The organism is Streptomyces sp. NRRL F-6676, from assembly GCF_000725625.1.
Lineage (GTDB): Bacteria > Actinomycetota > Actinomycetes > Streptomycetales > Streptomycetaceae > Streptomyces.
The window spans coordinates 46,745-60,536 of the sequence record NZ_KL647084.1; the positions used below are offsets into that span (position 1 = coordinate 46,745).

Here is a 13,792-nt window from a genome sequence, read left to right on the forward strand (position 1 = left end):
CGACGGACCCGACGGTCTCGGCACCGGCGACGGACCCGACGGTCTCGGCACCGGCGACGGACCCGACGGTCTCGGCACCCGCGACGGACCCGACGGTCCCGGCACCCGCGACGGACCCGACGTTCCCGTCGGACCCGACAACGGCGCAGGCCCCTCAGCCCCACCCCGCGGCGGACGGAGCCGCCCCGCCCCGCACCGCTTCCTGACCCGCCCGCCCCCTACCGCCCGGGAGGCCTCCCCATGTCCCGCCCGCACGACCCGTCCGCCGAGCCGTCCCGGGCCACGCCCGCCGCCGAAGGCGCCGCTGCCGCCGCACCCGCTCCCTCCCCGGCCCCCGAGGCGGCCGAACCGGCCGCGCCCGTCGCGGAGCCGGCAGCCGCCGCGCCGGAGAGGGCAGCCGCCCCCGCCGAGGAGAAACGCTCCTCCGGCGAGCCCGCGGCGCAGGAACCGGAGGCCGCGCCCGCCGCCGTGGCCGTCGCCGAGGCCGAGGACCCCGGCGCGGCGGCCGGCACCGCCGCGGCGGCCGCCGCCCTCGCCGAGCCGTCGCCCGGCCGCCCGCGCGCCTCGCTGCTCGCCGCCGCCGGCATCACGGGCACGCTGCTGATCGCCGTCCCCTTCCTCGTCCTCGGGCTGAACGACGACGACGCGCCCGCCGACCGCGTCCGCACCGAATCGGTCGGCGGGGCGACCCTCGACCCCGGCCTGTCCGGCGGCGCGGGCACCGCCTACCGCGCCGAGACCGCGTCACCGTCCCCGACCGCCTCCGCCTCCGCCTCGCCTTCCACGAAGGGCAAGTCCGCCGACGGGGCCGGCAAGGACGACAAGGCACCGGCGGCCGACGCCCCCGCCGCCCCGAAGCGCGAGGAGAAGCCCGCGACGGAGAAGGAGAAGAAGACCACCAAGAAGAAGACGACGAAGAAGAAGTCCGCCGCGGCCACCGCTCGTTCCCGGGCCAACGCCGCCTCCTCCCAGTCCCGCGTCCTGCTGAAGAACGTGACCACCGGCCAGTGCGCCGACGTGCCCAACTACGGCAACGGAAAGGTGGACGGCCCCGTCAATCAGTACCCCTGCAACGGCACGTCCGCCGACAACCAGCTCTGGGACCTCGTCCCGCACCAGGAGGCGGGCAAGGGCCCCGGCGGCTCCGTGCTCTTCCTGATCCGCAACAGCAAGGACGGGCTCTGCCTGGACCTGCCCAACTACGGCGGCGTGGCGGGCGGCACGCGGATCACCGAGTACCCCTGCCAGGCCACCCGGAGAGACAACCAGTACTACTGGCTGGACCGCCGTTCCGACGGCACGTACTGGATCCGGAATCTGGCCAGCCGCAATCTGTGCCTCAACGTGGCCGGCCCCGGCACCGGCCGCAACGACGCGGCCCTTCAGATAGGCACCTGCAACGACAGCGCCAACGACGACGCCCACTGGTACTTCACCCGCAAGTGACGTACCAGTGGGCGCCGTCGGTCCGTTACGCCTTGACCTCGACCTCGGCGTACGGGACCAGCCGCACCGGTCCGACCAGCCCGTAGGCCTGCCGGGCCGAGCTGCCGAAGACGGCGGGGTTGGACACCCGCAGCCGGTTGATCAGCGGCGTCGCCACCTCGACCTCGATGACGTTGGCGCCCTTGCGCAGATGTCCGCCGAGGTCCACGACCGGGTTGATCCGGTCGACGGCCGGCAGCCGCGTGCCGTTGACCGAGACCCGGCAGGTGTCGCTGACCTGGCCGAGTTCCAGGTAGGCGCCGTGCGCGCCGGTCCAGCTCGACGGCAGGGTGACCGTCGTCCGGTAGGTGCCGACACCGGCCACGTCGGCCAGCTCGGTGATCCCCGACCACGGGAGCAGGCTGTCGAGGGTCAGCCTGTGCCGCTTCACCTCGGTGCGGGTGGCGGAGGAGCCGGGCTGCCAGTCGTCCACCTCCAGCGTCCAGTCCGCCGGTGTCACCGGGTCCGGCACCGCCGGGACGCGGGTGGTGACCGAACGGCCCTGGGACAGCCTGGTGGTGTACGTGCCCGCGCTCGCCGCGCGCACGGCGAGCCCGGCGTCGGTGAACAGCGCCCGGTCGGCGTCGGTGGACACCGCGTGCGGCCGGGCCCCGTTGCGGTCGCCGAACAGACCCGGCCGGCCCAGCGCCACGAGGAGCGTCTCGCCCGGCTGGAGCGTCACGCGCAGGGTGACGTCGTCGCCGTCCTCGGTGTACTGGCCCAGCCGCACCGCCTCACCGGTCCACGCGTCCAGGACGTACGGCACCGTCCTGCCGCCCCGGGTGCGGCGCAGCGTGACCTCGTGGTCGATCGCGGCGACGGCCGGCTTGACGGTCTCGGCGTGCTTGCCGTTGCACAGGTAGTAGAAGTCGGCGTCCTTGGTCACCCGGTGCGCGTTGAGCAGCGTCGAGGAGGCCGCGTACCGGACGTCGGGGGCCACGCCCACCTGCGCGAGCGCGTCGCCGACGGCCGTCTTGTCGGTCACGCGGACGACATGGGGCAGGGCGAGCAACTGGTCCAGGACCGCGCGCAGCGCCTCCGTCTCGCCGTCGTCCGGGACGCCCGGGGTGTACGCCTCGTCGAACGCGCCGAGCAGCACCACCGGCAGGCCCGCCCGCGCGAACCTCAGAATCCTGCGGGCGTCGGCCAGGGCGAGGGTGGGGGAGGAGGAGTAGAAGAAGTCGCCCTCCACGAACAGCGCCTTGTAGGCCGGGCCGTCGGGCGCGAGCCGCTTGCCGGACACCTCGGCACTGGGCAGGTCGAGCAGCGGGCCGCTGAGGAACTGGTGGGTCCAGCCCAGCGGGACGCCGGTGGAGGTGAACCAGGAGGCGCCGATGCCGGTGGCGGTGTAGCCGGTCTGCCGGAAGACGGCCACGTCCGCGCGGGCGGTGCCGGATTGCAGCACCTGGTGCACGCGGCCGAGGTAGCCGGAGATGTCCTCGATGTGCGTCCAGGTGGGCTGCCGCGGCCCCCACGACTCGCCGTAGCCCGGTGTGCCGTTGTACGGGCTGAACGCGGCGAAGCCGGGCCAGCTCACCCCGGGCGCGGTCGCGTAGGAGAAGCCGTGGATCACCGTCTGGTTGACGCCGGCCGCGTACGCGCCGCCCATGGTGCGCAGGAACCGGTCCCAGGTGGTGGTGTACGCCGAGCCGGAGTAGGCGCCCGCCTCGCAGGACAGGATGGTGTGCCCGGCCATGTCCCGGCCGCCGGCCAGGCAGCGGTAGTCGTCGAGGTTCTTGAAGCCGAGCGACTCGCCCTCGGGGATGTCCAGGAGCGCCGCCGTGGCGATCGCGTCGGTCTGGAGCCCGTAGGGCTGGGAGCGCAGCTCCATGCCGAGCTTGTGCGCCCAGTCGCGCAGGGCGGTGACGTGGTGGCGGTTGAACAGCTCGGAGACGGTCTCCCAGAAGTCGTGCCGGATCTCCCGGGTGAGTTGCGCCTCGAACGCGAACACCTGGTTGCTGTTGTCGAGGACGAGCGCGGGGAGGTACGGCAGCAGCGGGCGTCCGGTGTGCTTCTCGAACGCCTCCGGGAGCTTCGGCGTCCACTGGAGTCCGTCGGTCTCCAGCTCGATGGAGTCCTCGAAGAAGGCGCCGCCGGCGGCCTTGAGCAGCTTGCGCAGGGAGGGGCTGAGGATCTCCTTCTCCCAGTAGCCGGTGACGGCGGCGGTGCCGGCCGGGCTGAAGTGGTCGACGACGTAGGCGGCGGGGGAGGAGTGCGGGCCCGCCTCGGGCTGCTGGCCCGAGCCGCGCTGCCAGTAGGAGATCAGGACCCAGTCGCCGTCGCCGGGCGCGGTCCAGCTCAGCTTCCCGTCGCTGACCCGGTCGGTGAGGTCGGTGACGCTGTCCGCGTCCAGACCGGTCTCCTTGCGCGTGGAGTTGGCGGTGTTGACGCGGGCGGCCTGCACGGCGACCAGGGTCTGCTCGGTGACGCCCGAGGAGGCCGCGCGGACGGAGGCCGGGACGGCACCCTCGTAGGTGGTGCCGGCCGCCACGGTGGCCTTGCCGTAGGCGAGTTCCTTCACCGCGGCGTCGTCGTCGGGGGTGACGCCGGGGACCGCGGTGGGCCAGGCCGGGCCGAGGGTGATGTCGATCGTCAGTCCGCGTCTCGCGGCCCGCTGGAGGGCGGCCTCGACGCCCGTGCGCCAGGACTTGCTGCCCCAGCCGTGGTGGGCGGTGTCCAGCACGGAGCTGTCGCTGACGCTGTGGTGGACGGCGGCGATCTCGGCGCCCCCGAAGCCGGCGTCGGCGATCTGGTCCACCTCGCGGGCGATCTCGTCCGCGTCGACCAGCCCGTCCGGCCACCACCAGCGGAACTTGGGCCGGACGGCGCGCGCGGGGTCGGCGAACCAGTCCGCGCCGGGGGCCCGGCCGGCCCCGGCCGCCGGGGCCGCGACCGCGCCGGCCGCCGGGAGCACCGGGCCGAGGGCGGCTACGGTACCGGCCACCGCCCCGGCGGCGAGGACCGTACGACGGGTGATCCCGCGACGCTGCGAGAGGGGTTCGTGCATGATTCCAGCCTCAGGTGACGTACTGCTTGCGAAAAGGGGAGCCAGCGGTGAAACGTTTCAATCGAGGGGGGCGCCTGGACGCTAACCGGGCGGTCGTGCGGGGTCAAGAGGTTGAGCAACGATTCAAAGGGGAGGGAAGGGTGACCGGTGGGCGGCGAACGCCCGGCCCGGCCCCGGCGGTTCGTTCGCGATCGTGAAGTGACGGAACGTCAACCGGTGGGTGCGACGGCCGGGGCGCGGGCCCGGCCGGGGGGCGGCCATGGGGATTCCGGAGGGTGTGCGGGCGGTCGAGGGTGCACAGAGGGATAACCCTCGGATGCGGACCGCGAGATGGCATGGACTGGTCAACAGTGTCATGGTCGGTCGGTCACAGCCCCGGTTCCGCCCCCGCACCGGCCCCCGCCGCCCACCCGGCGGCCGGGGCCACGCCCTTCGGGCAGGGGCGGCCACGTCCGCCGGCAGGGCGACCACGCCCGTCCCCGGCGCCCGTGTCCGCGGCCGTGCACGGCACAGCTCGTCCCGCACAGCTCGAGCCAGCCCCGGACAGCACACCCGGCTGCCCGGTCTGTCACCGGCCGCACACCCGCGGCCGCCGCAGATACAGGAGTGCGCGTGAGACGCAACCCCCGCAGACCGGCCGCCGCGGGAGCCCTCGTGGCCACCGCGGCCCTGCTCGTCGTCGGCATCCAGACCGTCCCGGCGACCGCCAAGGCCACTCCCCACCCCAGCCCCCTGCGCACCGGCGGGCTCCCGGCGGACCTCAGCCCCGCCCAGCACACCGCGCTGGTGAAGAACGCGACGGCGAAGACCGACACGACCGCGCGCACCCTCGGCCTCGGCGCCAAGGAGAAACTGGTCGTCAAGGACGTCGTCAAGGACAACGACGGCACCCTGCACACCCGTTACGAGCGCACCTACGCCGGTCTGCCCGTGCTCGGCGGCGACCTCGTCGTGCACACCCCGCCCGCCGCCGAGGCCAAGGGCACGGTGAGCGCCACCTTCAACAACAAGCGCACCCTCAAGGTCCCCACGACCACCGCCTCGGTCACCAAGGCGGACGCCGGGGTCAAGGCGCTGAAGACCGCCGAGTCGCTGGACGCCACCAGGCCCGCCACCGACAGCGCCCGCAAGGTGATCTGGGCCGGCCAGGGCACCCCGAAGCTCGCCTGGGAGACGGTGGTCGGCGGCCTCCAGGACGACGGCACGCCCAGCAAACTGCACGTCGTCACGGACGCCACCACCGGCAAGGAGCTCTACCGCTACCAGGCCGTGCAGACCGGCACCGGCAACACCCAGTACAGCGGCACGGTGACGCTCTCCACCACCAAGTCCGGGTCGACCTACCAGCTGTACGACACCACGCGCGGCGGCCACAAGACGTACAGCCTCAACCGCGCCACGTCGGGCACCGGCACCCTGATGACCGACGCCGACGACGTGTGGGGCGACGGCACCGGCTCCAACACCCAGACCGCGGGCGCCGACGCGGCCTACGGCGCGCAGGAGACCTGGGACTTCTACAAGGACACCTTCGGCCGCAGCGGCATCCGCGACGACGGCGTCGCCGCCTACTCCCGCGTCCACTACAGCAGCGGTTACGTCAACGCCTTCTGGGACGACGACTGCTTCTGCATGACCTACGGCGACGGCTCGGGCAACACCCACGCCCTGACCGCGCTGGACGTCGCCGGCCACGAGATGAGCCACGGTGTCACCTCCAACACCGCGGGCCTCGACTACAGCGGTGAGTCGGGCGGCCTGAACGAGGCGACCTCGGACATCTTCGGCACCGGTGTGGAGTTCTACGCGAACAACTCCTCCGACAAGGGTGACTACCTCATCGGCGAGGAGATCGACATCAACGGCGACGGCTCGCCGCTGCGGTACATGGACGAGCCGAGCAAGGACGGCGGCTCCGCCGACAGCTGGTACTCCGGTCTGGGCAACCTCGACGTGCACTACTCCTCGGGCCCGGCCAACCACATGTTCTACCTGCTCTCCGAGGGCAGCGGCACCAAGACCATCAACGGTGTCACCTACGACAGCCCGACCTCCGACGGCGTCGCCGTGCAGGGCATCGGCCGGGCCGCCGCGCTACAGATCTGGTACAAGGCGCTCACGTCGTACATGACGTCCTCGACCAACTACGCCGCCGCCCGCACCGCCGCCCTGAACGCGGCCGCCGCGCTGTACGGCACGAACTCCGCGCAGTACGCCGGGGTCGGCAACGCCTTCGCGGGCATCAACGTCGGCAGCCACATCACCCCGCCCGCCAACGGGGTGACGGTCACCAACCCGGGCAACCAGTCCTCGGCCGTCGGCACCGCCGTCAGCCTCCAGGTCTCCGCGAGCAGCAGCAACAGCGGATCACTGTCGTACTCCGCGAGCGGGCTGCCCGCCGGGCTGTCGATCAACAGCTCCACCGGCGTGATCTCCGGTACGCCGACCACGGCCGGCACCTCCAACGTCACCGTCACCGTGACCGACTCCACCGGTGCGACCGGCACCGCGAGCTTCACCTGGACGGTCAGCTCCACCGGGGGCGGCACCTGCGCCTCGGCGCAGCTGCTGGGCAACGCGGGCTTCGAGTCGGGCAACACCACCTGGTCCGCGTCCAGCGGTGTCATCACCAACTCCAGCGGCCAGGCGGCGCACGGCGGTTCGTACAAGGCGTGGCTGGACGGCTACGGCTCGACCCACACCGACACCCTGTCCCAGTCGGTGGCGATCCCGAGCGGGTGCAAGGCCACCCTCACCTACTACCTGCACGTCGACACCGCGGAGACCACCGGCAGCACGCAGTACGACAAGCTGACGGTCACCGCCGGGTCGAAGACGCTGGCGACGTACTCCAACCTGGACGCCGCCTCCGGCTACAGCAAGAAGACCTTCGACCTCTCCTCGTTCGCCGGCTCGACGGTCACCCTGAAGTTCACCGGTGCCGAGGACACCTATCTGCAAACCAGCTTCGTCGTCGACGACACGGCCCTGACGACGAGCTGACCCGTACACCTCGGTACGCGCGGGACGCGTGTACGTCCCGCACGCGGAAGCCGTCCGCGTGCGGGACCCGCGTGTTCCCGCGGTGGTGCCGTGCTCAGGAGGGGCTGGGCGCTTCCTTGCCGGACCGGTCCGGCTGTCGCTCGGCCGTGCCAGCGGAGCCCCTTCCGTCCGTGCCGGGCGCCGCCGCGCGTCAGCGGGCCGAAGACCGCCAGGACCAGCGCCCCCACCAGCCATGTACCGGCGATGAAGAAGAACACGCTGTGGTAGCCGCTGCTGTTGTACAGCGCCGCCACGATCAGCGGCCCCGCCGCGTTGGACAGCCGGCCCAGGCCGTAGGAGACGCCCGTGCCCAGCGAACGGCTGCGGGTGTCGAACAGCTCGGGGGAGTAGGCGTACCCGAGGGCCGTGTAACCGCGCTCGAACATGTTGACGAGGAAGCCGAAGACCACGATGAGCACCGGGTTGAACGTCAGCCCGTACAGCAGACCGCACAGCGCGATCACCGTGCCGAAGGCCGCCAGGCACCACTTGCGTTCGAACCGGTCGGTGACCAGGGAGGCCAGATACGAGCCGAGCGGGGCGCCGACCGTGGTCAGGGCCACGAAGAACACCGACTTCTGGACGCTGAAGCCCTCCTTGGCCAGCAGGGTCGGCGCCCAGCTGGAGTAGCCGAAGAAGCCGATGGTCTGGGTCACCCAGAGCACGGTCAGCAGCAGGGTGGGCATCAGGTACCTGCGCTGCAACAGCAGCTTCAGCGGCGCCTTCGTCGACGGGGTCTCCGCCACCGGCGGCGCCGGCTCGGGCAGCGGGCCCAGCTCGGCGGAGACCCGCGTCTCGATCTCGCGCAGGACCGCGTCGGCCCGCTCGTACTCGCCCCGGCTCTCGTACCAGCGCGGCGACTCCTTCAGCCGGCGGGTGAACAGCACCAGCAGCAGGCCCAGCGAGCCCCACAGGAAGACCAGCCGCCAGGACCAGTCACTGAGCGGGACGACGGCGCTCGCGATGAGGTTGGTGGCCGGGGTGCCGCAGATGCCGACGACGATGGCGTACGCCTGGTACTTGCCGCGGACCTTCGAGGGATACATCTCGTTGACGTAGATGACCGCCACGACCGTCATCGCGGACAGCCCCGCCGAGGTCAGCACCCGGAAGACGCCCAGCGAGACCAGGTCCCAGGAGAACACCGAGGCGAACGAGAAGAAACCGAAGAAGACGGTCGTCCACATCAGGGCCCGTTTGCGCCCCCACCGGTCGGCGAGGGACGCGGCGACGATCGACCCGATGAACATGCCGACGAACGACAGCGAGGTCACATAGGCGATCTGGTCCACCGTGATGCCCCACAGGTGGATCAGCTTGGGGGCGGTGGTGGCGAAGGTGTTGATGTCCGCGAACTCGAAGAAGTACGCGAAGGAGACGGCCAGCAGGGTGGCCTTGTGGAACCGGGAGATCGGCAGTCTGTCCAGCCGGTTCAGCGCGTTGGAGTGGTGCATGTGCGGCTCTCTTTCCGGGGCGTTCCGGGGGCGCTTCGTGTCGGGGCGGATCAGACCGCTGTCTCGGTTCCTGCGGACCCGTCGGCTTCCTCGGGCCAGTACAGGCGCATCGGGTTGCCGACCAGGAGCCGGTACTGCTGGTCGGCGGTGGGCGCGAGGTGCGGGATGTGGTCGACGAGGAGTCCGTCGTCCGGCATGTGGCTCTTGAGGTTCGGGTGCGGCCAGTCGGTGCCCCACAGGACCCGGTCGGGGAACTCCTCGACCACACGGCGGCCGAAGGGCACCACGTCGGTGTACGCGTGCCGCTCGCCGTCGAGCGCGGCGGGGCCGGTGACGGTGAGCCGCTCGGGGCAGGTCACCTTCACCCAGACGTCGTTGCCGGCCACGAACCGCAGGAAGCCGGAGAACTCCGGCCCGTCCACCGGCCGGGTCACGTCCGGGCGCCCCATGTGGTCGATCACCAGCGGGGTGGGCAGCGCGCCGAAGAAGTCCGCGAGCTCGGGCAGGTCGGCGCTCTCGAAGTACAGCACGACGTGCCAGCCCAGCGGGGCGACCTTCTCGGCGATGGTGGCGAGGTCCTCCTTGGGCGCGGTGTCCACCAGCCGCCGCAGGAAGTTGAACCGTACGCCGCGCACGCCCGCCTCGTGCAGGTCGCGCAGCTCCTGCTCGGTGATGTCGGGGCGGACGGTGGCGACGCCGCGGGCCCGGCCGCCGGCCGCGCGTACGGCGTCGAGCATGGCGGAGTTGTCCGCGCCGTGACAGGTGGCCTGCACCAGGACGTTGCGCGAGACGCCCAGGTGGTCGCGGAGGGCGAACAGATCCGCCTTGCCGCCGTCGCAGGGGGTGTACTTCCGCTCGGCCGCGAAGGGGAACTCGGCCTGGGGTCCGAAGACATGGCAGTGCGTGTCGACCGTGCCGGGCGGCAGGGCGAACCGGGGCCGGGAGGGGCCGTGGTACCAGTCGAGCCAGCCGGGGGTCTTGGGGGAGAGGGTGCTCATGGGATCTCCGAATAAGGGGAGCGTCCTCGGCGGGAGCGGTGGGGGCGACGGGCCCGTCGGGGAGATGGTGCGGGGCGGTTCAGCGGCCCTGGCGCCGCAGCAGGGCGTCGAGCCGGGGGTAGACGGTGCGGGCGTTGTGCTCCCGCACGGCCGCGAGGTCCTCGGCGGGCAGCTTCGCGGCCTCGGCGTAGCGCCGGGTGTCGTCGAAGTGGAACCCGGTGCAGGGGTCGACGGAGCGGACCGCGCCGATCATCTCCGAGGCGAACAGGATGTTCTTGGTGGGCACGACGTCGAGGAGCAGGTCGATACCGGGCTGGTGGTAGACGCAGGTGTCGAAGAAGACGTTGTTCAGCACGTGCTCCTCCAGCTCCGGCTTGCCCAGCGCCATCGCGAGCCCCCGGAAGCGGCCCCAGTGGTACGGGACGGCTCCGCCGCCGTGCGGGATGATCAGCTTCAGGGTCGGGAAGTCCTTGAACAGGTCGCCCTGGACGAGCTGCATGAACGCGGTGGTGTCCGCGTTGAGGTAGTGCGCGCCCGTGGTGTGGAACGCCGGGTTGACGCTGGTGCTGACGTGGATCATCGCCGGGATGTCGTACTCGGCCATCTTCTCGTAGAGGGGGTACCACGAGCGGTCCGTCAGCGGCGGGGCGGTCCAGTGGCCGCCGGAGGGGTCCGGGTTGAGGTTCAGCGCGACCGCGCCGTACTCCTCCACGCAGCGGGTCAGCTCCGGTACGCAGGTGGCGGGGTCGACGCCGGGGGACTGCGGGAGCATCGCGGCGGGGGCGAAGCGCTCGGGGTAGAGGGCGCTGACGCGGTGGCAGAGCTCGTTGCAGATCGCGGCCCACTGGGAGGAGGTGGCGAAGTCGCCCGTGTGGTGGGCCATGAAGGAGGCGCGCGGGGAGAAGACCGTCAGGTCGATGCCGCGCTCGTCCATCAGGCGGAGCTGGTTGGACTCGATGCTCTCGCGCAGCTCGTCGTCGCTGATGCGGAGGTCCGCGGCGGTGGGGGCGGGGACGGCGGGGTCGGTGAGCGACGCGATCTGCCGGCCGCGCCAGGCCTCCAGGGCGGGCGGGGCGGTGGTGTAGTGACCGTGACAGTCGATGATCATCTGGGGGAGACCTCGGGAGGGGGAGGCGGGGTGATGTGTCCGCCAACCTAACCGCTGACGAAATTGTTGACAATCCCCTCACCCGCAAAAGATTGCGCGGCCCCGCGCCCCGGACAGGGGTACGGGGCTGCGTCGACCTGCGGCTCCGCCCCTTGAAGGGACGGGAAGGGCAGGGACGGCGGGGGCGGCGGGGTCCCGCCGGTCACCCCCGCCCCCTTCGCGTCAACACGTCCCGCACCCGGTCCCACGGCCCCCACACCCTCGCGGCCACCTTCACCAGGGGCGCCGCGGACGGCGCCCCCACCCGCGGACGCGTAGGGGCCCGCGCCTCCACCTCCCGCACCTTCCCACCCAGCTCCCGCAACGTCCCCGGCGGACACATCGCCTCCAGCCGCGGAAACAGCCGCTGCTCCACCTCCACCACATGCCGCGTCACCTCGGTGACCAGCGGCAACAGCAACCGCCCGAACTCCTCGTCCGCCGCCTCCCGCTCCTCCAGCGCCGCCAGGATCTCCGCCACCCGCCGGTGCCCGGCCAGCTCCCGCTCCGCCCACCCGTCACCGTCCAGCACATGCCGCCGCACCGCCGGATACAGATACTCCTTCTCGGCCACCGCATGGCGTACGAGGACGATGCCGGCCCGCTCCACCAGGGTCTTCCGCTCGGCACTGCCGGGCGGGGCGGACCGGATGCGGTCGAACAGCCGCTGCACCTCCCGGTGGTCCGCCGTGAGTTCCTCGATGATCCCGCCGTGCTCGCCCACTGCCACTCCCTCCGAAGGAGACCGCCTGCGCCAGAAAGAGACCCGCACCCAAAAGCCACCGCACCAGAAACGGCACCCGTACCCAAGAGCCACCCGTACCGCTCGTCCCCGTGTGCCCTCACCCCGCCCCCGCCATGCGGCCCCCGCACCGCCGTCGCCCGATCGGGATTGAAAGCCGTGGCCCCCGGGTACCCCCGGGCCTGCCGCGCGGACCGGTCGGCCGGGCGTGCGCGAAGGACGGCATCGAGGCGGAGGGAGCGTGGTGCGGGCATGCTGCTGGGGCGACGGAGGGCCAGAGCCGAGGCGAGGGCCCGACAGGGCGCCTTCCGGACCTATGTGGTCGTGGACCGCCGTACACCCGTGTCCGAGCTGGCCGGACAGCTGCTGCGCAAGGCCTTCCCCGACCACTGGTCCTTCCTGCTGGGCGAGATCGCCCTCTACAGCTTCGTGCTGCTGGTCATCACCGGCACGTTCCTGACCCTGTTCTTCGACCCCAGCCTCGCCGAGGTGCCCTACCGGGGCTCGTACGAGCCGTTGCAGGGTCTGCTGGTCTCCAAGGCGTACGAGTCGACGCTGCACATCAGCTTCGACGTGCGCGGCGGTCTGCTGATCCGGCAGATGCACCACTGGGCGGCGCTCGTCTTCGTCGCCGCCATCGGCGTGCACATGCTGCGGATCTTCTTCACCGGCGCGTTCCGCAGGCCCCGCGAGACCAACTGGCTCGTCGGCGTGACGCTGTTCCTGCTCGCCCTCCTGGAGGGCTTCTGCGGCTACTCGCTCCCCGACGACCTGCTCTCCGGCACCGGCCTGCGCACCGCGTACTCCATCGTGCAGTCGATCCCGGTCGTCGGGACCTATCTCGCCTTCTTCCTGTGGGGCGGCCAGTACCCGGGGGAGGCGATCGACCGGCGGCTCTACATCGTGCACGTGCTCTTCGTGCCCGGACTGCTGGCGGCACTGATCGTGCTGCACCTGATCATGGTCGTCTACCTCAAGCACACCCAGTGGTCCGGCAAGGGCAAGACCAACCGCAACGTGGTGGGCAAGCCGCTCTTCCCCGTCTACACCGCCAAGTCCATCGGTCTGAACTTCATGGTCTTCGGCCTGATCGCCGGGATGAGCGCGGTCGCGCAGATCAACCCGATCTGGACCTACGGCCCCTTCCGCGCCGACCAGGTCTCCACCGACGCCCAGCCCGACTGGTACGTCGGCTTCCTGGAGGGCGCGCTGCGGTTGATGCCCGGCGTCGAGTGGAACGTGGCCGGGCACACCTTCATGTGGAACGTCTTCCTGCCGGCGGTGGTGCTGCCCACCCTGCTGTTCCTCGTGCTGTACCTCTATCCGTTCTTCGAACGCTGGGTGACCGGCGACATCGTGGAGCACCACCTGTGCGACCGGCCCCGCGACCGGCCCGTCCGAACCGGCCTCGGCGTCGCGGCCATCGTCTGGTACGCGGTGCTTCTCCTGGCCGGCGGCAACGATGTGATCGCCACCGAGTTCCGGATCTCCGTCAACCTGCTGACCTGGATCTTCCGGGCCCTGCTGTTCATCGGCCCGGTCGTCGCCTTCATGGTCACCAGGCGGGTCTGTCTCGCGCTCCAGCGCCACGAGCGGCAGCTCCTGGAGGAGGGGGAGGAGACCGGACAGGTCCAGCAGGACGTGGCCGGCGGGATGAGCGAGACCCACCAACCGCTGGAGTCGGAGGAGCGCTACCGGCTGCTGGTGCGGGAGATCCCGCTGCCCCTGGAGAAGCCCGGGCCGGGCGCGCCGCTGCGCGAGCGGCTGCGGGCCGCGCTCAGCACCTGGTACTACAAGGACCGGGTCGAGCTGCCCACCACCGACGAGGAGCGCTTGCAGATCGCCGGCCGCACGGCCGACCCGGTCGCGGGCGGACCAGGGGGAGAGGACTGACGCTCTCCCGGGCATACGACCGGG

At 71.7% G+C, this 13,792-nt stretch carries 8 protein-coding genes and 1 pseudogene; 4 read left to right on the plus strand and 5 right to left on the minus strand.

The window, feature by feature from the left end; all coding sequences use genetic code 11:
* Both IO29_RS39915 and IO29_RS33200 read left to right on the plus strand, forming a co-directional pair.
* Positions 1 to 206, plus strand: a pseudogene (locus IO29_RS39915) (hypothetical protein); the annotation flags it as partial.
* Between the two features lie 34 nt (positions 207 to 240).
* Entirely contained in the window at positions 241 to 1,446 is a 1,206-nt protein-coding gene (locus IO29_RS33200) for an RICIN domain-containing protein (RefSeq protein WP_051718277.1), read from the plus strand.
* Between the two features lie 25 nt (positions 1,447 to 1,471).
* On the opposite strand, the gene IO29_RS33205 is transcribed toward IO29_RS33200, so the two are convergent.
* Complete coding sequence (locus IO29_RS33205) at positions 1,472 to 4,492, minus strand: glycosyl hydrolase (protein ID WP_030379066.1); 3,021 nt, start codon at positions 4,490 to 4,492, stop codon at positions 1,472 to 1,474.
* Positions 4,493 to 5,104: 612 nt separating this feature from the next.
* Between IO29_RS33205 and IO29_RS33210 the strand changes: the two genes are divergently transcribed.
* Positions 5,105 to 7,495, plus strand: coding sequence for a M4 family metallopeptidase (locus IO29_RS33210; RefSeq protein ID WP_030379067.1), 2,391 nt, complete (start codon positions 5,105 to 5,107; stop codon positions 7,493 to 7,495).
* Here IO29_RS33210 and IO29_RS33215 read toward each other — a convergent pair.
* The 4 genes from IO29_RS33215 to IO29_RS33230 all read right to left on the minus strand — a co-directional run bounded on the left by IO29_RS33215 (position 7,444) and on the right by IO29_RS33230 (position 11,857).
* Positions 7,444 to 8,988 carry an MFS transporter gene (locus tag IO29_RS33215; RefSeq protein WP_234307469.1) on the minus strand — a complete coding sequence of 515 codons (1,545 nt, stop codon included), beginning with the start codon at positions 8,986 to 8,988 and terminating at the stop codon, positions 7,444 to 7,446. The two genes, IO29_RS33210 and IO29_RS33215, sit on opposite strands and share 52 nt — an antisense overlap.
* Positions 8,989 to 9,038: 50 nt before the next feature.
* A complete protein-coding gene (locus IO29_RS33220) occupies positions 9,039 to 9,986 on the minus strand; it encodes an amidohydrolase family protein (protein WP_033225169.1) in 948 nt (315 codons plus the stop codon).
* A gap of 79 nt (positions 9,987 to 10,065) precedes the next feature.
* Entirely contained in the window at positions 10,066 to 11,094 is a 1,029-nt protein-coding gene (locus IO29_RS33225) for an amidohydrolase family protein (protein ID WP_030379070.1), read from the minus strand.
* A 202-nt stretch (positions 11,095 to 11,296) separates the two neighbouring features.
* Positions 11,297 to 11,857: a hemerythrin domain-containing protein gene (locus tag IO29_RS33230; RefSeq protein WP_030379071.1), complete on the minus strand. Its 561-nt coding sequence runs from the start codon at positions 11,855 to 11,857 to the stop codon at positions 11,297 to 11,299.
* 270 nt (positions 11,858 to 12,127) lie between these two features.
* Here IO29_RS33230 and IO29_RS33235 point away from each other — a divergent pair, with 270 nt between their 5' ends.
* Positions 12,128 to 13,768 (plus strand): cytochrome bc1 complex cytochrome b subunit, encoded by a 1,641-nt coding sequence (locus IO29_RS33235; protein WP_030379072.1) that lies wholly within the window; start codon positions 12,128 to 12,130, stop codon positions 13,766 to 13,768.
* Positions 13,769 to 13,792 lie beyond the last annotated feature (24 nt).